Source organism: Sandarakinorhabdus sp. (genome assembly GCF_032115815.1).
Taxonomy (GTDB): Bacteria; Pseudomonadota; Alphaproteobacteria; order Sphingomonadales; family Sphingomonadaceae; genus Sandarakinorhabdus.
The window spans coordinates 1-21,947 of sequence record NZ_JAUMBI010000260.1 but is presented as its reverse complement, the minus strand read 5'-3'; the positions used below and the strand labels follow the sequence as shown (position 1 = coordinate 21,947).

At 65.8% G+C, this 21,947-nt stretch carries 21 protein-coding genes; 12 read left to right on the top strand and 9 right to left on the bottom strand.

The annotated features are described in order from the left end of the window. The first annotated feature begins 28 nt into the window (after positions 1-28). The 11 genes from RT662_RS14910 (at position 29) to RT662_RS14860 (ending at position 11,409) form a co-directional block, all read left to right on the top strand. A complete protein-coding gene (locus RT662_RS14910) occupies positions 29-247 on the top strand; it encodes a hypothetical protein (protein ID WP_313671476.1) in 219 nt (72 codons plus the stop codon). After that, complete coding sequence (locus RT662_RS14905; protein ID WP_313671475.1) at positions 231-554, top strand: hypothetical protein; 324 nt, start codon at positions 231-233, stop codon at positions 552-554. Before RT662_RS14910 ends, RT662_RS14905 begins: the two co-directional genes overlap by 17 nt. A gap of 275 nt (positions 555-829) precedes the next feature. Continuing rightward, complete coding sequence (locus RT662_RS14900) at positions 830-1,858, top strand: efflux RND transporter periplasmic adaptor subunit (protein WP_313671474.1); 1,029 nt, start codon at positions 830-832, stop codon at positions 1,856-1,858. Further along, positions 1,855-4,914: an efflux RND transporter permease subunit gene (locus tag RT662_RS14895; protein WP_313671473.1), complete on the top strand. Its 3,060-nt coding sequence runs from the start codon at positions 1,855-1,857 to the stop codon at positions 4,912-4,914. The genes RT662_RS14900 and RT662_RS14895 overlap by 4 nt, the downstream gene beginning before the upstream one ends. 87 nt (positions 4,915-5,001) lie before the next feature. After that, complete coding sequence (gene metZ / locus RT662_RS14890) at positions 5,002-6,210, top strand: O-succinylhomoserine sulfhydrylase (RefSeq protein ID WP_313671472.1); 1,209 nt, start codon at positions 5,002-5,004, stop codon at positions 6,208-6,210. A 5-nt stretch (positions 6,211-6,215) separates the two neighbouring features. Further along, positions 6,216-6,626 carry a Co2+/Mg2+ efflux protein ApaG gene (apaG, locus tag RT662_RS14885; RefSeq protein ID WP_313671471.1) on the top strand — a complete coding sequence of 137 codons (411 nt, stop codon included), beginning with the start codon at positions 6,216-6,218 and terminating at the stop codon, positions 6,624-6,626. A 31-nt stretch (positions 6,627-6,657) separates the two neighbouring features. After that, the gene (locus tag RT662_RS14880) at positions 6,658-7,464 is read left to right on the top strand and encodes a LysR substrate-binding domain-containing protein (RefSeq protein WP_313671470.1); all 807 of its coding nucleotides are present in this window, start codon (positions 6,658-6,660) and stop codon (positions 7,462-7,464) included. A 357-nt stretch (positions 7,465-7,821) separates the two neighbouring features. Continuing rightward, positions 7,822-8,562, top strand: a complete 741-nt coding sequence (locus RT662_RS14875; RefSeq protein WP_313671469.1) for a PEPxxWA-CTERM sorting domain-containing protein — start codon at positions 7,822-7,824, stop codon at positions 8,560-8,562. Between the two features lie 239 nt (positions 8,563-8,801). Beyond that, complete coding sequence (locus tag RT662_RS14870; RefSeq protein WP_313671468.1) at positions 8,802-9,518, top strand: cistern family PEP-CTERM protein; 717 nt, start codon at positions 8,802-8,804, stop codon at positions 9,516-9,518. A 137-nt stretch (positions 9,519-9,655) separates the two neighbouring features. Next, positions 9,656-11,023, top strand: a complete 1,368-nt coding sequence (locus tag RT662_RS14865; protein ID WP_313671467.1) for a M28 family peptidase — start codon at positions 9,656-9,658, stop codon at positions 11,021-11,023. A gap of 35 nt (positions 11,024-11,058) precedes the next feature. Then, positions 11,059-11,409, top strand: coding sequence for a DUF3147 family protein (locus RT662_RS14860; RefSeq protein WP_313671466.1), 351 nt, complete (start codon positions 11,059-11,061; stop codon positions 11,407-11,409). A gap of 6 nt (positions 11,410-11,415) precedes the next feature. Here RT662_RS14860 and RT662_RS14855 read toward each other — a convergent pair whose 3' ends face one another. Next, on the bottom strand, positions 11,416-11,859 hold the full coding sequence (locus RT662_RS14855) for a hypothetical protein (protein ID WP_313671465.1): 444 nt from the start codon (positions 11,857-11,859) through the stop codon (positions 11,416-11,418). 69 nt (positions 11,860-11,928) lie between these two features. Between RT662_RS14855 and RT662_RS14850 the strand changes: the two genes are divergently transcribed. After that, a complete protein-coding gene (locus tag RT662_RS14850) occupies positions 11,929-13,794 on the top strand; it encodes an ABC-F family ATP-binding cassette domain-containing protein (protein ID WP_313671464.1) in 1,866 nt (621 codons plus the stop codon). Here RT662_RS14850 and RT662_RS14845 read toward each other — a convergent pair. The 8 genes from RT662_RS14845 to RT662_RS14810 all read right to left on the bottom strand — a co-directional run. After that, a complete protein-coding gene (locus RT662_RS14845; protein WP_313671463.1) occupies positions 13,791-14,996 on the bottom strand; it encodes an acyl-CoA reductase in 1,206 nt (401 codons plus the stop codon). The two genes, RT662_RS14850 and RT662_RS14845, sit on opposite strands and share 4 nt — an antisense overlap. Continuing rightward, on the bottom strand, positions 14,993-16,087 hold the full coding sequence (locus RT662_RS14840; RefSeq protein ID WP_313671462.1) for an acyl-protein synthetase: 1,095 nt from the start codon (positions 16,085-16,087) through the stop codon (positions 14,993-14,995). The genes RT662_RS14845 and RT662_RS14840 overlap by 4 nt, the downstream gene beginning before the upstream one ends. Next, the gene (locus RT662_RS14835; protein ID WP_313671461.1) at positions 16,084-17,457 is read right to left on the bottom strand and encodes an AMP-binding protein; all 1,374 of its coding nucleotides are present in this window, start codon (positions 17,455-17,457) and stop codon (positions 16,084-16,086) included. Before RT662_RS14835 ends, RT662_RS14840 begins: the two co-directional genes overlap by 4 nt. Positions 17,458-17,475: 18 nt before the next feature. Further along, positions 17,476-17,706: an acyl carrier protein gene (locus RT662_RS14830; RefSeq protein ID WP_313671460.1), complete on the bottom strand. Its 231-nt coding sequence runs from the start codon at positions 17,704-17,706 to the stop codon at positions 17,476-17,478. A 72-nt stretch (positions 17,707-17,778) separates the two neighbouring features. Next, positions 17,779-18,522, bottom strand: coding sequence for an SDR family NAD(P)-dependent oxidoreductase (locus RT662_RS14825; RefSeq protein ID WP_313671459.1), 744 nt, complete (start codon positions 18,520-18,522; stop codon positions 17,779-17,781). Positions 18,523-18,526: 4 nt separating this feature from the next. After that, a complete protein-coding gene (locus RT662_RS14820; protein ID WP_313671458.1) occupies positions 18,527-19,003 on the bottom strand; it encodes an acyltransferase in 477 nt (158 codons plus the stop codon). Positions 19,004-19,117: 114 nt separating this feature from the next. Beyond that, a complete protein-coding gene (locus RT662_RS14815) occupies positions 19,118-20,344 on the bottom strand; it encodes a polysaccharide biosynthesis C-terminal domain-containing protein (RefSeq protein ID WP_313671457.1) in 1,227 nt (408 codons plus the stop codon). A 58-nt stretch (positions 20,345-20,402) separates the two neighbouring features. Beyond that, a partial coding sequence (locus tag RT662_RS14810; RefSeq protein WP_313671456.1) for a toprim domain-containing protein occupies positions 20,403-21,947 on the bottom strand: 1,545 nt, incomplete at its 5' end.

Here is a 21,947-nt window from a genome sequence, read left to right as displayed (position 1 = left end):
TGTCCAATCCGAATAGGGAGTGAACGACATGAGGCTGTTGCCTGTCGTCGAGCGCCATTTGCGCGCTCACAGCGTACCACCCTCGCGCTTTGGCCGGTTGGTGACCGGTGATCCGCGATTCGTCTTCGATCTGCGGCGCGGCCGGGAACCCCGCGCCGCCACACGGGATCGCGTGCTGGCCCATATCGCCAGCACCGAAACTGCCAACCGCCAGAACAAGGAAATGCCCCATGCGTCCGCAAACTGATCGTGCCCAGGCCGCCATCCTGCGGGCGGTGGCTGCCATCGCGGCGCCGTTCGGGGCGCGGGTGGTGATCGAGGAGCTGCGCGCCCGCGACTGGGCGAGCCTGACGTTGACCGGCACGCGCCATGAGCTGGACGTGCGGCTGGATGGGGTGGGTGCAGCCGCCGCGCTGGCCGCGGTGGGCGAACGCTTGGCCCACGAAGTCATCAGCATTGCCGGGCAGATCGTGGCGGAAGCCGTGGTGGAACCCGGCACGGCCGACGATGAGGGCGTGGCCATGACCATCTGCGCCCTGGTGATCAACGACTGAACACAGCGCGCCATTGCCTGTCGCGCCAGCACCCGGGGGGAGTGCTGGCAACCGGCGGGAGGATCCCCTGCGACAAACTTGAGCGCTGCTCAAAAACACTTGCCAGCCCGAGCCGACGTGGGCAGGATGTGAGTCGCAATCAAAACTGCCGGTTGCAACTGGCAGCAACAGGGTCGGCAGGCACGCACATGGTCACCAACAGGGTCACCCGGGCCGTTCGGCCAGCGCCACGTGCCAGCGCAGCCACACTCTTCATTCTGGGCCCCATTCTGGGCATGGCCGCCATGCTGACGGCCTGCGGCGAAACCAAGGCGCCGCCGCCGGCCCCGGCTCCGGCCGTGCCGGTGCGGGTGGTGAGCGTGGCGCCGGTGAGCGGCGTGACCTTGCTGGATGTGGCCGGCACCGTGCGGTTGAAGCGCGAAACGCCGCTGGCGTTCAACACGCCGGGGCGCATCGCTGCCATATTGGTGCGCGAAGGCGACAAGGTGCAGGCCGGGCAGCTGCTGGCGCGGCTCGACACCACGGCGCTGGGCGCGAACCAGGCATCGGCAACGGCCGAAGTGGTGCGGGCACAGGCCGATGTTCGCCGCGCCGAAGATCTGTTTGCCAAGGGCTGGGTGACGGCGCCGCGGGTGGAGCAGGCGCGGGCGACGATGGTGGCCGCACAGGCGCGGGCGCGGGCGGCGGGTTTTGATGTCACCCTGGCATCCTTGCGCGCACCGGCTGCCGGCGTTGTGCTGGCGCGGCCGGGGGAACCGGGCCAGATCGCCCAGCCCGGCCAGGCGATCCTGACCATTGGCGAGATGAATCAAGGCTTTGTGATGCGCCTGCCGCTGGCGGACCGTGATGCGGCGCGGGTGCGGCAGGGACAGCCGGCCACGGTGCGTATCCCGGCGCTGGGGGCTGGCACGCTTACCGGCGTGGTGAGCGAAGTTGGCGCGCGCGGCGATGATGGCACCGGCACCTTCCGCATCGAAGTGAAGCTGCCGGCGGACAAGCGCCTGGCGTCGGGCCAGATCGGTACCGCCCGGCTGACGCTGGGGCCGGCTGAACCGGGTGCGCCGATCAGCGTGCCGGCCACCGCAGTGTTTGCCGCGCGGGCCGATGAAGGCTTTGTCTATGTGCTGGAGCCGGTGACGCGCCGGGTGCGGCGCCGCCAAGTGGCGCTTGGCACGGTGAGCGATGCCGGCGTGGTGGTGACAGCCGGCCTGAAGCCCGGTGATCAGGTGGTGACCACGGGGATTGACCGGTTGCGCGATGGCCAGGTGATCGAGGTCGCCAAAGCCGTCCCGGTGGGCCAGTGAACGGCATCATCCGCTTTGCCATCCAGCGTTGGCAGATCACGCTGGTGGTGTTCCTGGCGCTGGCCGCGCTGGGACTTTCGGCCTTTTTCACCATCCCGCGATCGGTTGATCCGCATTTCCCGTCGCCGTTCATCAGCGTGATTGCCAATGTGCCGGGCGCGGAACCGGGCGACATGGAAACCACCATCGCCAAGCCGATCGAGGACGTGATTCAGGGCCTTGATGGCATCGTGAAGGTGGAATCGCGATCGACTGATTCCACCGCGATCATCACCGGTGAATTCAGCTGGGATGGTGATCCGGAAAAGAACTACGACGAGATCGTACGCGAAGTGAACGCCATCCGGCAGAATCTGCCCAGTGCGCTGACCCGGCTGGAATTCCAGAAATCGCGTACCACCGAAGCGGCCGTGCTGCAGTTCGCATTGGTATCGGACACGGCGAGTTACCGCCGGCTGGAAAAAGTCGCCAAGGACCTGCGCGAGCGGCTGATCCGGGTGCCGGGCGTGCGGGCAGCGCGGGTGTTTGCCTTGCCCACGCCGGAAATGCGGGTGGCGCTGGACACCGGCCGCATGGCGCAAATCGGCATCCCGGTCACCGCTGTCACGGATGCACTGCGCGGCGGCGGCCAGGATCTGCCGCCGGGCGCCGTGCAATCGGGCGAAGCCCGGCTGAACGTGCAGGCCGGCGGCGCCTACAAGAGCGTGGCCGAACTGGCCGATGAACCGGTGCGCGCCCAGGGCGGCCGCATCGTGCGGGTAAAGGATATTGCCAGCGTTGGCTGGGCTTATGAGGAGCAGCCGCATTTCGCCCGTTTCAACGGCAAGCGCGCCGTGTGGGTGACGATGACCCAGAAGGACGGGCTCAACGTGCTCGATATCCGCAACGGCGCGGTGGCAGCGGCAGATGAATATCGCAAATTGCTGCCGCCCGATGTGCAACTGCATGTCGCCTTTGATCAAAGCGACGACATCGCCCGCAAACTGGGGCAGTTGGGGCGGGATTTCGGCATCGCGCTGGGGCTGGTGCTGATCACCCTGCTGCCGCTGGGCTGGCGGGCCAGCATCGTGGTCATGGTTTCGGTGCCGCTGTCGCTTGCGATGGGCGTCGCTGTGCTGGGCTGGAGCGGATTCACCCTCAACCAGCTGGCAATTTCGGGCTTCATCATCGCGCTCGGCCTGCTGGTGGACGACAGCATCGTGGTGACCGAAAACATCGCGCGCCACCTGCGCATGGGCAAAAAGCGCGAACAGGCCGCCATTGATGGCACCAGCCAGATCGCGGTCGCCGTTATCGGCTGCACGTTCGTGCTGTTGTTTGCCTTCCTGCCGTTGACGATGCTGCCTGAAGGCGCCGGCAAGTTCACCCGCAGCCTGCCGGTGGCGGTGTTGGGCACGGTGGCGGCGTCGCTGCTGGTCTCCCTTACCATCGTGCCGTTCCTCGCCAGCCGTATCCTGCCGCGCGAGGAAGGCGAGCATGGCAACCGCTTCCTGCAACTGGTCAACAGCGGCATCCACCGATTTTACCAGCCGGTGCTGCACTGGAGCCTCACCCACCCGTGGCGGGCGATGGGCGTTGCCACCCTGCTGATCTTTTCGGGCTTTGGCCTGGTGCCGCTGATTGGTTCCAGCCTGTTCCCACCCGCTGAAACCCCCTATTTCACCGTGCAGGTAACGGCGAGCGAAGGCACCGCCATTCCCGCCACCGCCCGCGCCGTTCGGGCGGTGGAGGAGGCGCTGAAAGGCGAACCCAATGTGACCGGCATCGCCAGCAACATCGGCCGCGCCAACCCGCGCATCTTTTACAATCAGGTCAATAATGATCAGCGCAGCAACATTGGTGAAGTGCTGGTGACGCTGAAAGCCTGGGACAAGCCGGGCAGTCCGGAGATGGTGGAACGGCTGCGCACAAAACTCGCCACTGTGCCCGATGCGCAGTTCGTGGTGAAGATTTTCCAGAACGGCCCGCCCATCGATGCGCCGATCCAGCTGCGCGTTATCGGGCCTGAACTGGATATGCTGAAACGGCTGGCCAGCGAAGTGGAAGCCGTGATGCGCAGGGTGCCGGGCACCCGCGACGTGCGCAACCCGGTGGCCGTGGACACGCCGCGCCTGAATCTGGGGTTGGACAGCGACAAGGCCGCATTGCTGGGCGTGGCGCCGGGCGCCCCCCGCCGGGCGCTGCGGCTGGCGCTGGCCGGGGAAAATGCCGGGCGCTTCCGCGACGTGGAGGGCGACAGCTATAATGTCGTGGTGCGGCTGCCGCTGGCCGAACGCCACGACATCAGGGTGCTGGACGATATCTATCTGCCGGGCAGCCAGGGTGCGGTGCCGCTGCGGGAAATCGCCACCCCCTATCTTGATTCGGCCCCGCCGCGCATCAACCGTTCACGTCAGAGCCGGGTTGTCTATGTCGATGCCCAGGTGCTGGATGGCTATCTCATCGCCAAGGTCAACGATGCGGTGGTGCAGGCGGTGCAGGGCCAGGTGAAGATGCCGGAAGGCTATCGCCTCGAAGTCGGCGGTGAGGCGGAAACCGCGGCCAAGAGCTTTGGCGGGCTGGGGCCCATCATCGCGCTGGCGGTGTTCGGGATATTGGCGGTGCTGGTGATCGAGTTCGGCCGCTTCCGCGAAACGCTGGTGGTGGCCGGCGTCATCCCGCTCGGCCTGTTCGGCGGGTTGGTGGCCCTGTTCGTCACCGGCAACAGCCTCAGTTACACCGCCGTCATCGGCTTCGTCGCGCTGATCGGCATCGAGATCAAGAACAGCCTGTTGCTCGTCGATTTCACCACCCAACTGCGTGAAGCCGGCCGTCCACTGCGTGAGGCCATCGAGGAGGCCGGCGAAGTGCGTTTCCTGCCCGTGCTGCTGACCAGCGTGACGGCCATCGGCGGCCTGCTGCCGCTGGCGTTGTCCGGCTCCGGCCTTTATTCGCCGCTGGCCTGGGTGATCATTGGCGGGCTGGTATCGTCCACTGTCCTCTCCCGTGTTGTCACGCCGGTGATGTATCTGCTGATCGTGCAGGGCGACAAGGCCGTCGCTGCAACCGTTGATTGACAGTCACGGCAAAGATCATGTGACACTGTGGCAATTTGAAGCAGCGCTTCATTGCGCCCGGGCCATCACAGGTTTATGGCGGGAGCCATGAAGCGTAACACCGGACAAGACTTGGAACTCGTGAAGCAGTGGCGGCCCGCCACGCAGATGGTGCGCGGCGGCACCATGCGCACGGAGGTGGGCGAAACCTCCGAAGCCATCTTCATGACGTCGGGCTATTGTTACGACAATGCCGAGGAAGCCGCCGCACGCTTCCGGGGCGAGCGGCCGGGCATGACCTACAGCCGCCTGCAGAATCCCACGGTGGAGATGCTGGAAAAGCGCATCGCCCTGATCGAAGGGGCCGAAGCCGCCCGCGCCACGGCCACCGGCATGGCGGCGATGAGCGGCATGCTGCTTTCCACGCTCAGCGCGGGCGATCATCTTGTGGCGGGCCGCGCGCTGTTTGGCTCGTGCCGGGTGCTGGTCGACACGATCCTGCCGCGCTTCGGCATCGAAACCACCACGGTCGATGCCCGCGATGTGGACGCCTGGGCCAAGGCGCGCCGCCCGAACACCAAGGCTTTCTTCCTCGAAACGCCCACCAATCCGGGGCTGGACCTGTGTGATATCCGCGCGATTGCCGATGTTGCCCATGATGCCGGCGCGCTGGTGATGGTGGATAACGCCTTCGCCTCCCCCATCGTGCAGAAGCCGCTGGAGCATGGTGCCGATATCGTCGCCTACAGCGCCACCAAGCTGATGGACGGGCAGGGCCGCGTGCTGGCTGGCGCCGTGGTTGGCAGCGAGAAGTGGATCAACGACACCTATCTGGCGTTTGCCCGCCACACTGGGCCGAACCTGTCGCCGTTCAACGCCTGGGTGGTGCTGAAAAGCCTGGAAACGCTGGATCTGCGCGTGCGCCGCCAGTGCGACAACGCGCTGAAGCTGGCCGCCTGGTTGGAAAGCCCGGTGCCGCGGCTGGTCTATCCCGGCCTGCCCAGCCATCCGCAGCACGCTTTGGCGCTGCGCCAGATGACGGCCGGCGGCACCATCATCGCCATGCATCTTGATGGCGGCCGGCCCCAGGCACAGGCGCTGCTCGATGCGCTCACCATCATCGACATCTCCAACAATCTGGGTGATTCCCGCACCCTGATGACGCATCCGGCCAGCACCACCCATGCCAGCGTTTCGGAAGAGGTGCGTGCCGAAATGGGCATCACCGAAGGCATGTTGCGGCTGAGCGTGGGCCTGGAAGATGTGGACGATCTGATCGACGATCTTGATCAGGCGCTGAAATCGGCTGGCCTATGACGGGGATGATCGGCCAGATCTTCCCCTACGCCGAAACCACCGGCGGCATCACCGTGCGTGTCGCTCCCCATTATCTGCCCGATCAATCCGATCCCGAACGCGGCTATTATGTCTGGGCCTATCATGTGCGGGTGGAAAATGCCGGCCTGGTGCCGGTGCGGTTGATGGCGCGGCGCTGGCTGATCACCGATGGCGATGGCCGCACCGAACAGGTGGAAGGCGATGGTGTGGTGGGCGTGCAGCCGCTGATCGCACCCGGCGGCGCCTATGATTATGTGTCGGGCTGCCCGCTGGCCACGGCATCGGGCCGCATGCAGGGCCGTTATGTGATGCTGGGCGAAGATGGCGTGCGCTACACGGTCGTCATCCCGGCCTTTGCGCTGGAAGTGCCGGTCGGCCGCCCGCCAGTGCATTGATTAGCCGGCGCGGGCCAGCCATTCTCTCCCCATGAAGCGCACCCATCTGCCCCTCAATGCCCTGCGCGTGTTCGAAGCGGCCGCGCGCCACCTGTCGTTCACGCGCGCTGCCGATGAACTGGCGGTCACGCCGGCTGCCGTGGGCCAGCAGATCCGCGCGCTGGAAGAAACGCTGGGCGTCGTGCTGTTCCGCCGGCTGACCCGCAATCTGGAACTCACCCACGAAGCCGAACAGGCGCTGCCGGCGCTGCAACAGGGCTTCCTCGCCTTTGAAGAGGCGGTGCGGTTGATGCAGGCCGGGCAATCCAGCCGGGTGCTCTCCATCGCGGCGCCGCGGGCGCTGGTGGCCAAGTGGCTCACCGCCCGGCTGGCCGACTATGGCCGGCAGAACCCCGATCTGCGCTTTTCCATCGCCGCCCATGAAGACGGCGAGATCGATTTTACCCAGGCCAATCACGATCTGGCCATCCATTTCGGCGGTGAGCCGCAGGCCGAGGGCATTCATGGCCGCACCCTTGGTGATGAACGGCTGGTGACGGTGGCGGCGCCGGGCGCGGGGGCAGATGCAGCGTGCATTGCCCATCCGCTCGATCCCGAAACGCCGTGCGTGGAAAGCGCGCTCACCGTGGCAGATGCAGGCCTTGCCATCGATGCCGCCGCCGCCGGGCTGGGCAAGACGCGGGTGCCGGCCTTGCTGGCGGCCGCCGATATCGCCTCGGGGCGCATCGTGGCACTGGATGCCGGCGAGCCGGCGGCCGGCGCCTGGTGGCTGACCGCGCCCACGCCGCAATGGCGCCAGGCCAAGGTGCGGTCGCTGGTGGCGTTTCTGATCAGCTGAATCGGCCGCGGCAGCGGCCTTTGCGCTTTCCGTGCCGCCCCGCAGGGGCCGTTCCGCACGCGCGCTTGCGGTGATCCGCGACGGGCGGAATCCGTGCCCGCATCCCTCCGAAATGGGCCCATCTCCGGTCCGCGCCAGCGGCCACCGGCGCTATGGTTGTTAACCAATTAACCATGAAAACTGTCGGTAAACTTTACATTTCGTGAACGTAAGGATTTGGCAGTAAATTGTTAAGGTGTTTGAATCGCTGTGAAACTTTCAAAAACGTTAAATTGGTATGAATGTTGCATATGTGTTTGCGGCTGGGTGTCAGGTCGACGTCCAGGCTGGGCCAATGCCAACGAGGGAGTTGCTGCTATGAGTAAGTTTCTGAAGACCGCGATCGCCACCGCTGCGCTCGCCCTGCTGCCGATGTCGGCGCAAGCCGCTCAAACGGCTTCGATCGTCAGCTTCACCGCCAACCAGGCCGGTCCGAACCTGACTTATGTGGACAATGGTGCCGCTGGCTGGTCGCTGTCGACCGACGGTACGAAGAAGGTTCTGGTCACGCTGGAAGATTTCGACGGCAACTTCGTGTCCGGCGTTCAGGCCGATTTCTCGTTCCTAGGCACGGGTACCAGCTTCGCGGAAAACACGAATGGCGATCTGTGGTCGCAGCACTTCGCTGGCGGCACGGTGTCGTTCATTTCCACGGCTGCGTTCAGCCTCGGCTCGACCAACTATGCTGCGGGCAGCAACATCCTGTCGCTGAGCTTCTCGGGTGGCGAACTGTCGGCTCGCGTCAACGGCACGTCGGGGAATGCCCTGGCTTCGATCCCGGGTGATGGCTTCTCCAACGTGACGAGCGATTTCCTGAGCTTCCCGCCGATCCAGCTGACCGATTTCTCGATCAGCCTCGCCAACGTGATCCCGGGCTTCTGCATCGGCGAATGCGGTATTCAGGGCCAGTCGTCCGTCCGCTTCCAGAACTTCACGGGCCGTGGTTCGGGTGACTTCACCGCCGCCGTTCCGGAACCCGGCACCTGGACGATGCTGCTGCTGGGCTTCGGCATGGTCGGCTTTGCCGCCCGTCGCCGTCAGGTTGCTGCTGCGGCCTGATCGGGTTCGCTTGGGGTCAGGCCCGGGTACCGGCACCGCCGGTACGAGGGCCGGACCTGACCCTGAGCACTCTGCCTGCCAAATGCCGATGGTCGCGGGGCACTGGCGGGAAATCATGAAAAAAATGTATAAAATACTACCAAAAAGCTAATTATCGTTGCTCAATAGTCATCATTTCTTGATGATAATGAATGAGACAACCGGAAGCGACTCGCTTCCACGAACGCGAGGGCAGTCATATGAAACTTGGTATTTTCATCGCCGCGGCAGCGATCGCCGCAACCGCAGTTCCCGCAACTGCGGCCGTTCCGCTGGTGAATTCGCCGATCACGGTCACTTCGGCCGATGTCGGCAAGTCGTTCACCTACAACTACAATGGCATCATTGAGGAGCAGAACCAGAGCGGTCTGGCCTCTGCCATCAAGTTCACGCTCACTGGCGTGGCTGGCAATGTCTGGAGCTTCTCCGCCGCTGTGGACAATACGCTGTCGACGGCTCCGGTTGGTGGCCGCATTTCCGGCTTCGGGTTCAACGGCAATCCGGAAATCACCGGTGCGACTCCCGGCACCGGTCCGTTCACCAATGCAGTGATCAACGCCAACTTGCCCCAGCTTGGTGGCGGGACGACGATTGACTTCTGCCTCACCTCCAACAACTGCACGGGCGGCGGCGGTGGCGGCGTTCTGGACGGCAATATGGCCACTCAGACCTTCTCGCTCAGCTTCGCGAACCCGATCAACTCGGTGATCTTCAACAACTTCGTCGTTCGCTACCAGTCGATCACCGGCAGCACCCTGGGCGATTCCGGCATCGGCATGGGCACCGGTGGTGGCGGCTTTGATCCGGGCGGTGGCGCAGTGCCGGAACCGGCCTCGTGGGCGATGCTGATCGCTGGCTTTGGCTTGGTCGGTGCCGTTGCCCGTCGCCGCCGTGGCGCGCACAGCGTTTCGGCCTGATCCGATCCGAACTGAAACACGAAGGCCGGTCCCTGCGGGGGCCGGCCTTTTTGCTGTTGGGGCTGCATCGCCCGGCTCTTGCCAAATCCGCCCCGGGCAGCCATCGCAGTGGCGACTTATATCTGAGGACTGGGGCAATGAACAACCGCGTGACACTGATGCTGGGAGCGATGCTGCTGGCGACACCGCTGGCGGCGGCCGAACCGGCGCTGCCGGCGATTGCGGCTGGCGTGAGCGAGGCTGAGCTGAAGGCCAGCATCACTGCGCTGGTTGGTTTCGGCACCCGCCATACCGCCAGCGACACCACCAGCCCGACGCGCGGCATCGGCGCCGCCCGCCGCTGGACGGAAGATCGTTTCAAGAGCTTCAGTGCCGCCTGCGGCAATTGCCTGACCATCGCCACGCCGGCCGAAGTGGTGACCAGCGCGCGCCTGCCCACGCCCACCAACGTGGTGGACGTGCTCGCCATCCAGCGCGGCACCAGCGATCCGAACCGCGTCATCATCATCTCGGCCCATATCGACAGCCGCAACAGCGATGGCCTGGATGCCAAGGGCGATGCGCCGGGTGCCAATGATGATGGCAGCGGCACCGCCGCGGTGATCGAGGCGGCGCGCGTGCTTTCGCAGCACAAGTTCGCCGCCACCATCGTCTATGCCGTGCTGTCCGGCGAGGAGCAGGGGCTGAACGGCGGCAAGGTGCTGGCCGATTATGCCCGTGCCCAGGGCTGGATAGTGGAAGCCGATCTGAACAACGACATCATCGGCAACAGCACCGGTATCGGCGGCATGAAGGATTCGGGCCATGTCCGGGTGTTTTCGGAAGGCACCAAGGCGGTGGAAACGCCGGAACAGGCCAACCGCCGTCGCTATAACGGCGGTGAGAATGATTCCCCCAGCCGCAACGTGGCGCGCTTCCTCGACAGCCTCGCCGATCACAATATCGATGGCCTGGATGTGAAGATGATCTATCGCACCGACAGATTCGGCCGCGGCGGTGATCAGACCCGGCTGCTTGAAGCCGGCTATCCGGCGGTGCGCATCACCGAGGCGGTGGAACATTATGATCGCCAGCACCAGAATATCCGCGTCGAAAACGGCCGCCGCTATGGCGATCTGATCGATGGCGTGGATTTCCAGTATCTCGCCAAGGTCACACGGCTGAACGTTGCCGGCCTGGCCGCGCTGGCGCGTGCGCCGATGCCGCCGGCCGTCACGATCGAGCGCAATGCCGGTTCCAACACCAAGGTGAGTTGGACCCCGGTGAAGGGCGCTGCCGGTTACAAGATCTGGTGGCGCGATACCACCGCGCCGCAGTGGCAATACAGCCGCAGCGCCGATGCCGGCGCCACCGCGCTGGTGCTGGAACAGGCGTCGATCGATGATTGGCTGTTCGGTGTTTCCGCCATCGCCGCCGATGGCAGCGAAAGCCCGATTGCCTATCCGGGCGATGCCGGCAATTTCATCAGCAACCCGCCGTTCCCGTCGCCCCAGCCGCGGCCCTGAGGGCCGCTGCCGGACGGGCCGGCCAAGGAGGCGTGGTGCTGCAATTCATCGTCAAGGCCCTGCTGTCCGGATTGATCGTGGCGACGGTTGCAACGGTGGCGAAGCGTTATCCGGGGTTCGGGGCGCTGGTCGCCTCGTTGCCGCTGGTATCCGTGCTGGGCATGATCTGGCTGTGGAACGATACTGGCGATCCGGCGCTGCTGGCCGATCACGCCCGCGCCACATTCTGGTTCGTACTGCCGTCGCTGCCGATGTTCCTGGTGATCCCGGCGCTGCTGAACAGGGGTTGGGGCTTCCCTTCAGCCCTTGTCACCGGCTGCCTGCTCACCATCGCGCTTTATCTGGCGATAACCTGGGCCGCGCCGCGGCTGGGCCTGCGGCTGTAGCGGATCTCAAGCGCCGGCAATCACCGGCCGGCCGATCAGTGTGATCTCGTTCATGGGCAGGGTGAGCCGCTGACCGCTGAGCGGATCGCTGGCCGTGGCGCTGCCGCCATCCAGCGCGTGCAAAAGCAGCGCGCGGCCATCGCTGGTGATCAGCAGCAGCGGCAGGCCCGCCCCCAGATCACGCGCCAGCAGCGGCAGCGACGGGGAGGGGACAGCGCCGGCCTCCCACATTATCTCGACGGCGGTTTCCACCTCGTCCTCGTCGGCGCTTATCGTGGCGCCGGCCATGGCAAGCAAGGCGGCACGGCCCGAACGCGGGCCGATGCGGGCGATCACCTGTTCCACCGTGAAGCGGATGCCGCGCGCCTGCCAGCAGGCGACCAGCGTGGCGGCCAGTGCATTGGCCGGTTCGGCCTGCACCGGCATGGCAAGCATGAGAGGCAGAGCCATCAGCAATCGACGCGTTATCATGGTCACAGCCTAGCCGGCTTGCCCGCATCCTGCTAGGCGGCGCGCATCATGTTGTCTGTTCAGAACCTCACCGTCCGCCTTGGCGGGCGCGCCATCATTGACGGCGCCAGCGCCACGCTGCCGCCGCGCGGCTGCGTGGGCCTGATCGGCCGCAACGGCGCTGGCAAATCCACGATGATGAAGGTGATGGCCGGTACCATCGATCCCGATGGCGGCAGCATCGAGCGCCCACGCGGCACAAGGCTGGGCTGGCTGAAGCAGGAAGCGCCGATGGGGCAGGGCACGCCGTTTGAAACCGTGCTGGCCGCCGATACCGAACGCGCCGCGCTGATGGCTGAGGAAGACGCCGGCGCTTCGCCCGAACGTGTGGCGGATATTCACGAACGGCTGATCGCCATCGATGCCCACACCGCCCCGGCCCGCGCCGCGCGCATCCTGGTTGGCCTGGGCTTCGACGAGGAAATGCAGGGCCGCCCGCTTGATAGCTATTCGGGCGGCTGGCGCATGCGCGTCGCGCTGGCGGCGTTGCTGTTCACCCGGCCCGATGTGCTGCTGCTCGACGAACCGTCGAACCACCTCGATCTGGAATCGGCCTTGTGGCTGGAAAATTTCCTGAAATCCTATCCCGGCCTGATCGTGCTGATCAGCCACGAACGCGATCTGCTCAACCGGGTGGCGGGCATGATCCTGCACCTCGAAGGCGGCAAGGTGCAGCTGTACACCGGCAATTACGACAGTTTCGAACGGCAGCGTGCCGAACGGCTGGCGCAACTGGAGGCCGCGCGCACCGCCCAGGCCACGCAGCGCGCCAAGCTGCAGGATTATATCGCCCGCAACAGCGCCCGCGCCTCCACCGCCAAGCAGGCGCAGAGCCGGCAGAAGGCGCTGGCCAAGATGCAGCCCGTTGCCGAAGCCGCCAACGATCCGACGATGAAGTTCGATTTCCCCAGCCCGGAACCGCTGCGCCCGCCGCTGGTGACGCTGGATCATGCCGATGTCGGCTATGACGGGCGGGCGATCCTGAGCAATCTCGATATCCGGCTCGATCCCGATGACCGGCTGGCACTGGTTGGCCGCAACGGCAACGGCAAGACGACGCTGGCACGGCTGCTGATCGGGCAACTGCCAGCGATGGCGGGCACGCGCTTTGCGTCGGGCAAGCTGAAAGTGGGCTATTTCACCCAGTATCAGGTGGAGGAACTGGATGGCGACGCCACGCCGGTGCTGATGATGGGCCGCGCCATGAAGGGCTCCAGCCCCAGCGCGGTGCGGGCGCAACTGGGCCGCTTCGGCTTTACTGGTTCGGTGGCAGAACAGCGCATCGGCACGATGAGCGGCGGGGAAAAGGCGCGTCTGGCGCTGGCGCTGGTCACGCGCGATGCGCCGCACCTGATCGTGCTCGATGAACCGACCAACCACCTCGACATCGATTGCCGCGAAGCCCTGGTGCAGGCGCTGGCCGGCTATGAAGGCGCGGTGGTGGTGGTGAGCCACGATCGCCACGTGATCGAGGCGAGTGCCGATCGGTTGGTGCTGGTCGACGCTGGCCGCGCCAGCCAGTTCGACGGCAGCATCGACGATTATGAAACGCTGATTTTGGCTGGCTCTGGTTCCAGCACCGCTGCGCCTGCTGGCGCCAAGGTACAACGCATCGATCCCAAGGAAGCCCGCCGCCAGGCCGCTGCCCGCCGCGACGCCGCCAAGCCGCTGCGCCAGGCGATGCTGGCCGCCGAAGCGCAGATGAACCGGCTGATTGCCGAACGCGAGGCGGTGGACGAGCAGATGACCCAGGCGCCTGCCGACATCACCGCCCTGATGCAGCGGCGCGGTGTGCTGGATGCCGGCATCACGGCAGCGGAAGACGCGTGGGCCGCGGCCAGCGAGGCCTATGACGTGGCGGTGGCGGCGCCTTAAACCTCGACGCTGACGATGCGGGTGAGAGACGTGAGCAAATTCACCCCGTCCCACACATTGCCGAACGCCAGCGCCTGACCGAAGGGGACGATGCGATCGATGCCGTGCGGGCGGGTCGCGGCGAGCATGGTGCGCCAGTCGTCGCCGCTCACACCCAGACTGGCAATGGTCTGCCAGTCGCGCTGCACCAGCGGGGCGAGGTCTTCGAGGCGCTCGATGCGGCGTTCGGCGAAGAAGCCGTCGCTGGCCAGCCGGGTGAGGCGGGTCATGTCGGGCGTTTCGGTCACGCGCAGGCGATAATCGCTGGTGTCGCGGTGATGCACGGCGCCGGCGGCGGCGAGCATCTGTTCGGCGACCAGTTTGTCCACAGCAGCGCGGGCGGCGAAGGGCTCCCCGGCGGCGGCGATGGCAGATTCTACCAGCGGCCAGAATGTCGCCTGCGCCGCCGCTACGCTGGCGGCGTCGCCGCGCCAGAACAGGGCGAGCGGTGAGGAACAGGCCTGCTGGCCGAAGGTGACGGCATCCAGCGCAAAGCGGCGCGCCTGCTCGGCCTGGTCGGGCGCAGTGGCCCAGGCGGCAGCATCGATCACCGCGGCCGACACCTTGGAGGGGAAGGTGAGTTCACTGGCGTGTGGCGGCAGCGGGCTGGCGCGCACTTCGCGCACCGTGTCGTCCCCGCCCCAGATCACCCGCACATCGGCATGGGCGGAGAGGGCATCGTTGATCGGCTTCTCCGCCGGATAACGCACGATCAGCAGGCAGGCCCGAACATCGTCGGGCAGGGTGGCCAGCGCCTCGTTCAGCAGGCGCAGCAGCAGGGTGAGCGCATCGGACTCGCGGCCGGAAACCCGAACGATGTTCACATTGCCGGCCAGCACCGATAGCAGCGCCGAATAGAGGAACATCGTATCGACATTGCCCGGCGCGATGTGGAGGGCGAGGCCGCGCGGGGCACGGGTGAGGCCATCGGTGGGCGCGAGCTGCGCCAGGCTGGCAGCGCGGGCCCAGAATGCCAGTGCCACCATTTCAGGGCGGCTGCGTGCCTGTGGATCGGCAAGGATGGCCTTGCGCACCGCATCGACCAGCGCCAGCCGTTCCGGCGCAAAGGGTGCGGCGCGCGGCGCGGCCAGCGTGGCGGCGATGCTGCCACCGGCCGGCGCCATGATGCTGATCTGGCGGGCGATATCGGGTGCGATGCTCATGCGGCCTGAGCTGTGTGCGTATCGGAACAGCCGCGCATTTCGGCGGCTGGGATGCGGCCCAGCACGCGGAAGGTGCGGCCCATGCGACCGCACGGGCAATCATCTTCGCCGGTCAGCACGCCGCGGTCTTCGGTGAGCAGGCTGTGGCCGGGGTAGGAGAGCGGGATGGCGGAAACGACCTGGATGATGCCTTCCTGGCCCAGCCCAAGCGGTTGCCAATCGAGCGGATCGCGGATGATCACATCGGCAAAGCCGGGCGCGTGCAGGCGGCCATGATCACATTCCATGAACACCGATCCGACCTGTTCGACCATGCCATAGAAATTGTGGACATGATCGAAGCCTGCGCGTTCCAGCGCCACGGATTTGAACTGCTCGTTCGACACCGCTTCGTCTTCCAGTTTCTTCCAGCCGCCCGAATGGATCAGCACGCTGCCGGGGAAATCCAACGTGATGCCAGCGCGTTCCAGCGCGGAGAGGAAATATTTCCACACCATGAAGGTGAAGCCGAAGGCGAAGATCGGCTTGCCGGCGTGCTTTTCGGCAAATTCGGTAATGGCCGGCAGGTTGAGCCCCATGTCCTCATCGTTCAGCGCATAGATGTGGGCACGGCCATAGGTCATCATGCCGAGGATGCCGGCGCCGCGGGCCGAGAAGCTGGTGCGGTCCCGCACTACGCCGGGGTGATCAATGATCAGCATCGGCCGGCGATCCTTGCCGATGAAATTGGTGGTGATGGCCGCCAGTGCGCGGCTTTGCGCTTGGGCGGTGGCTTGATCGAGATAGATGCGCGACGGCACCTGGCCGGTGGTGCCGGACGAGGTGAGCGTCTTGAACACCGCATCGGCCGGGATGGATTTCAGGTCCAGTTCCTTGAACAGGCGCACCGGCAGGAACGGCACATCGGCGATGCCGATCGGGGCGGCGCGGCCCTGTGCGGCGAGGATGCCGGCATATTGCGGGCAGTTTGCGGCGTGATGCAGCGTCAGTTCGGCCAGAGCGGCGCCGAGCAGGCGGTTCTTTTCTGTCGCATCCAGCGCGAACGGCGGGGCGGCCAGCACGGCATCGCGCGCCTGCATTGCTTCGCTCATGTTGCCGCCTCCCACACTTGACCCAATGCGCCATACAGCAGCTTGCCTGAAGACGCACGCGGCAGGGAAGCCACGGCTTTCACCATCAGGCCGCGCGGCGGGAAGGAAAAGGCGGCGATCAGCGCGGCGCGCACGGTTTCAGGGTCGCCGGCTTCGATCAGGATGCGCAATTGGTCGTCCTGCCCGAAGGAAACGCCGGGCACATCCATGCGCGCCAGCTGCGCGTCGATATCATCCAGGTTCACGCGCGTGCCGAACAGTTTGATCATGCGGCTGGCGCGGCCGGTGATGGAAAGGATGCCGGCCTCTTCGCGGCTGGCGAGATCGCCCGTCATCAGCACGCCGCCCAGCTCGTCACCGCGCGCAAGATCGGCGGCGCCCTGGGCATAGCCCATCATGATGGCCGGCGAGGTGCAGCGCATCTCACCGGAGACGCCGGGTTCGGTGTTCACGCCACCGTCGGCGGCGATCAGATCGATGGTCACGCCCGGGATCGGCACGCCGATGGCGCCGGCGTGGCTTGCCAGCAGTTCCGGCGGCAGCCAGGTCAGGCGCGGGCCGGCTTCGGTCTGGCCATACATGGTGATGAAGCGGCGACCGTTGGCGGCGGCCCATTCGGCATATTTGGCGGCCACGGGGGCCGGCAGCTTGCCGCCAGCCTGGGTAAGGGTGGTGAGTGTGGGCGTCGCCAGCCGGTCCAGCCCCAAGCGTCGGATGGCATCATAATGGAAGGGCACGCCCGACAGGCTGGTGGCGGCGCGGTTCTTGAGCCCGTCCCAGAATTCGGCCTGCATGACGCCGTGGGCGGTCACCTCCACGCAGGCGCCGACCAGCGCGTGGCTGTTGATGACGCTCATGCCATAGGAGTAGCTCGTCGGCAGCGCGAGGAAGGGGCGTTCGGCGGCGGTCAGCCCCAGATAGTCGGCGATGGCAGCTGCGTTGGCGAGCAGCGCGGCGGCGGTGAAGCGCGCCAGCTTGGGGCTGCCGGTGCTGCCCGAGGTGGAGAGCAGCACGGACAGGTCGGGGTGCAGCGCAGTGCCGCCAGGGCCGGGTGCAATGGTCCCATCCGGATCGATGATGGCATCGGGGCGATAGAGGGTAACCAGCGCGGCCAGCCGTTCCGGCGCCAGATCATGTTCGATGGCCAATGTGGCATGATCGCTGGCCAGCAAGGCCAGCCAAGCCGCCACGGAGGCGGCGCTGTTGGCGGTGCGCAGGAAGACGAGGGATCGCCGGCCGAGCGTGGCATCAAATTGGGCCCTCAGCGCCAGCACATCGGCATAGGTCAGTGCTGTGCCCGCATCATCCCGCACCGCCACGGCGTCGCCATGGCCGGCAAGGATCGCAGCCCAGGGGTTGCCGGTCGTCATGGCCGGCACGTCAGGCGTTCAGCCCGCAACGTCATATTTGGCCAGGATCTCGCGCACCTTGGCCACGCTCGACATGGCCACGATGTCGTCGGCGTCCAGCATGATGTCGAAATTGTCTTCCAGCGCGGTCACCAGCACCATGTGGGCCACCGAGTCCCATTCCTTGATCGACTGGTAGGCAAGGCTGTCCACCACGCTGGCCGCATCGATCATCAGCGATTCCGCAAAGACTTCAGCAAGCGATTTCATCAGGTAATTCCCGGTAACAAAAGGTTGATCATCAATAACGGGTGGAGAGCCGTGGAATCAAGCGCTGGCTGTTCACATTGCCATCGCGCCATCCACCCCGATCACCTGACCGCTGATATAGCGGGCGCCGTCGCCGGCGAGGAACAGCACCAGCGGCGCGACATCCTCGGGCTGGCCAGTTCGGCCCAGCGCAATGCGCTCCACCAGGGCGGCGCGCTTGTCGTCAGGGATCCCGGCGGTTATGTCGGTTTCGATCGTGCCCGGCGCCACGGCGTTCACCCTTATGCCGCGCCCGCCCACTTCGCGCGCCAGGCTGAGCGTGAGGCCGATCACGCCGGCCTTGGCGGCGCCATAGGCGGTGTGGCCGGGATAGCCGACGCGGCCGATGATCGAAGTGAGGTTGATGATCGAACCGCCGCCCGATCGCCCCATCAGCCGCACCGCATATTGGCAGCAGGTGAGCGTGCCGGTGAGATTGGTGGCCAGCGTTTCAGCCATGAGCCCGGTGCTGGTCATCTCGATCACCGCGTCCTTCAGCACGCCGGCGTTGTTGACCAATATGTCGAGCCGCCCGGCCTGTTTCTGCAGCGCCATGAAGGCCGCTTTCACCGCCGCCGGATCGGCGACATCGAAGGGCAGGGGGTGGAGATGATCAGCCGCGCCGCTGGTGGCGATCATCGCCTCCACGGCTTCGGCACTGCGGCCACCCACGAACACGGTAGCGCCAGCGCCGGCCAGTGCCAGCACGATGGCACGGCCGATGCCGCGCGTGCCGCCTGTGACCAGCGCAACGCGGCCGGAAAGATCGCCCGTCATGGCCTTATTCAGCCACAGGCGCCGGGGTGGCGGCCGAGCCTTCGGCGGTGCGCTTGCTTTCGCGATCCAGGATCAGGCCCCATTTGCCGGTGACGATGCCGGTTTCCAGCACGCGCGCCGGATTGCCGAACACGATGCTGCCCGGCGGCACGTCGCGCATCACCACGCTGCCCATCGAAACGATGCTGCCATCGCCCACCGTCACGCCTGGCATGATGATGCTGTGCGCGCCGATGCTGCAGCGGCTACCGATCTTGGTATCGATGTGCAGATTGCGGGTCATGTCGTGTGAAAGGATGGTGGCGCCAAACACGATGGCGGTATCTTCGCCGATGTGGATGCCGGCCGGATTGGTGAGGTCAAGCTTGGCCGAGAAACTGATGGCGCTGCCCTTGCCGATGTTCGTGCCCCAGACCTTGTTGAAGTACAGCCGGCGCCATTCCATGATGGCGTTACGCAGATCCCTGCGCAACCGGGCCATCCTGTTCTTGCCTTTTGCCATCGTGTTGCCCTGCTTGCCGCTGCCGGCCTATCGCTTGAGGCAGGGCGGCAAGCCTTGTCAAGCCTCAAACCGGTCTCAAAACAGGCGCAGAACTCACTGCTTTGGGAGCAATATCTGCCGTGTCAGCCACCAGCCCTGCACCACGCGCAGCGCGTAACTGGCGGCATAGGCCATGGCCAGACCGCTGATGCCAAAGCGCGGCACCAGCACGAAGGCCAGCACGGCCATCAGCAGGGCCGCCGCGATCACCGCTGGCAACGTGTCGCGGCTGCGGCCCGACATGGTGATGATGGCACCCGACGGCCCGGCAAGGATAGCCAGCATGTTGGCTCCCACCAGCCACTGCAAAAGGGGCGCCGTGCCGGCAAAGGCCGGGCCGAAGATCAGTGTGAGGATGGGCTGCGGCCAGATCAGCAGCGGCAAGGCCAACGGCAGGGTGGAAGCCAGCGTGGCATAGCGATTGCGGCGCAAGCGGGCGTGGGCGGCAGCAAGGCGGCCCTGGCGCAAGTCGCCGGAAATATTGGCCGAAATCATCATGGCCGCGGTGGTCTGTATCACCGCGAACGGCATCGCCAATTGCCAGGCCGCGCGGAAGGCCCCGGCGTCGCCGGCGCTGCCCAGCGTGCCGGCCAGGAATTGCGGCAGCCATTGGCCAAAATACATCAGGAAGGAGATCAGCATCATCGGCGTGCCTTCCACCCACGGGGAGGGCGGGGTCGTGCTGTCGTCCGTGCCCCAATCGCGGGCCTGCCGCCATAACAGGAAAAACAACAGGGCCATCGCCGCCACCAGGCAGACCGTCGCGAAGATCACGGTGGAAACCGCCGTGACATGCCCGCCAGTCAGCAACACCACGCCCAGGCCCAGTGCAAGCGGCACGGTATACAGCCCGTCGAACACCTGTGCGCGCACGGCGTTGCCCAGCCCGCGCACGATGCCCAGCCCCATCATGTAATAGACATTGGCGGTCACGAAACCGGTGGCGGCGATCAGGGCGCCTTCCTGGGCAGCTGCAAAACCGGCGTGCTGCAGGGCCACGATGCTTGCCGCGTAAAGCCCCGCCACCAGCAGCGCCAGTGGCGTCACGAATTTCAAATAATGGCGCACATGGCTGTTGGCCGTGGCCTTGTCGCCCAGCCGCAGATGCGCCGCCGCTTCGCGCAGGGCGAGTTGATCACAGCCCATGACGGCGAGGATCGAGACCAACTGCGCCGACTGGATCGCCATCGCATAGCTGCCCAGCACTTCCGGGCCGCCGGCGCGGGCCAACAGCAGGGTGACGATGAAGCCGGTTGCGATGTTGCCGGCCTTGATACCCATCACGCTGGCATAGCGTATGAGCGGCGCGATATTCGCCCGCCAGCCTGAGAGCGGGCCATCAGGCATCGATGGCGTCGGCCTCGATCGAGGTGGCGTGGCTCTGGATGAAGTGAAAGCGATGTTCCGGGTTGCGGCCCATCAGCCGCTCCACGAGATCGGCGACATCGGCTCTGCCGTCCACATCCTCGGGCAGCTTCACCCGGATCAGGCTGCGCCGCGCCGGATCCATCGTGGTTTCCTTCAGTTGCGGCGGGTTCATTTCGCCCAGGCCTTTGAAGCGGCTCACCTCCACCTTGGTCTTGCCGGCAAACACGGTCTTCATCAGCTCGGCGCGGTGGGCATCGTCGCGGGCATAGGCGACGGTGCCGCCGGCGGCGAGGCGATAGAGCGGCGGCTGGGCCAGATAGAGCCGGCCGTCGCGCACCAGGCCCGGCATCTCGCGGAAGAAAAAGGTCATCAGCAGCGTGGCAATGTGGGCGCCGTCGACATCGGCGTCGGTCATGATGACGATGCGTTCGTAACGCAGATTTTCCGGGCGGTATTTGTCGCGCGTGCCGCAGCCCATGGCCAGCGTCAGATCGGCAATTTCATTGTTGGCGCCGATCTTGGCCATGTTGGCGCTGGCCACGTTCAAAATCTTGCCGCGGATGGGCAATATGGCCTGGGTGTTGCGATCGCGGGCCTGCTTGGCGCTGCCGCCGGCCGAATCGCCTTCGACGATGAACAATTCGGTGCCCACCGCGTCATCGCGGGCGCAATCGGTGAGCTTGCCGGGCAGGCGCAAGGACGATTTGCTGGTGGCGGTCTTGCGCTTCACCATCATTTCCTGGCGGCGGCGCAGCCGGTCTTCCATGCGCTCCACCACGAAGGCGAGCAGCGCCTTGCCGCGTTCACCATTGGCCACCAGCCAGTGATCGAAATGATCCTTGATGGCGTTTTCCACCAGTCGCGTGGCTTCCGGGCTGGTCAGCCGGTCCTTGGTCTGGCTCTGGAACTGCGGGTCGCGGATGAACAGCGACAGCATGATCTCCGCCCCGGCAAACACGTCTTCGCCGGAAAGATCGCTGGCCTTCTTGTTGCCGGTGAGGCCGGCATAGTTCTTCAGGCCGCGGGTCAGCGCCAGCCGCAGGCCGGCTTCGTGGGTGCCGCCATCGGGGGTGGGGATGGTGTTGCAGTAGAAACTGGCCGAACCTTCGCCATATTGCGGCCAGGCGCAGGCCCATTCCACCGCGCCCATCGGCTTGCCATCGGGGCCGGCGGGCAGATCGGTGCGGCCGGCAAACAGATCGGGCACCACCAGCGGGCGATTGTCGAGCCGTTCCTTCAGGTGATCGGCCAGGCCGCCCGGGAAGGTGAAGACCGCGGTTTCCGGCACATCGGGCGTCGCCAGTTCCGGCGCACAGCGCCAGCGGATTTCGACACCGCCGAACAGATAGGCCTTGGACCGGGCCAGCTTGTAGAGGCGGGCCGGCTTGAAGCGGGCATCGTCGCCAAAGATTTCGGCATCGGGGTGGAACTTGACGCTGGTGCCGCGCCGGTTTTGCGTCGGGCCCAGTTCCTCGATCTTGCCTTGCGGAATCCCGCGCGAATAACGCTGGCGATA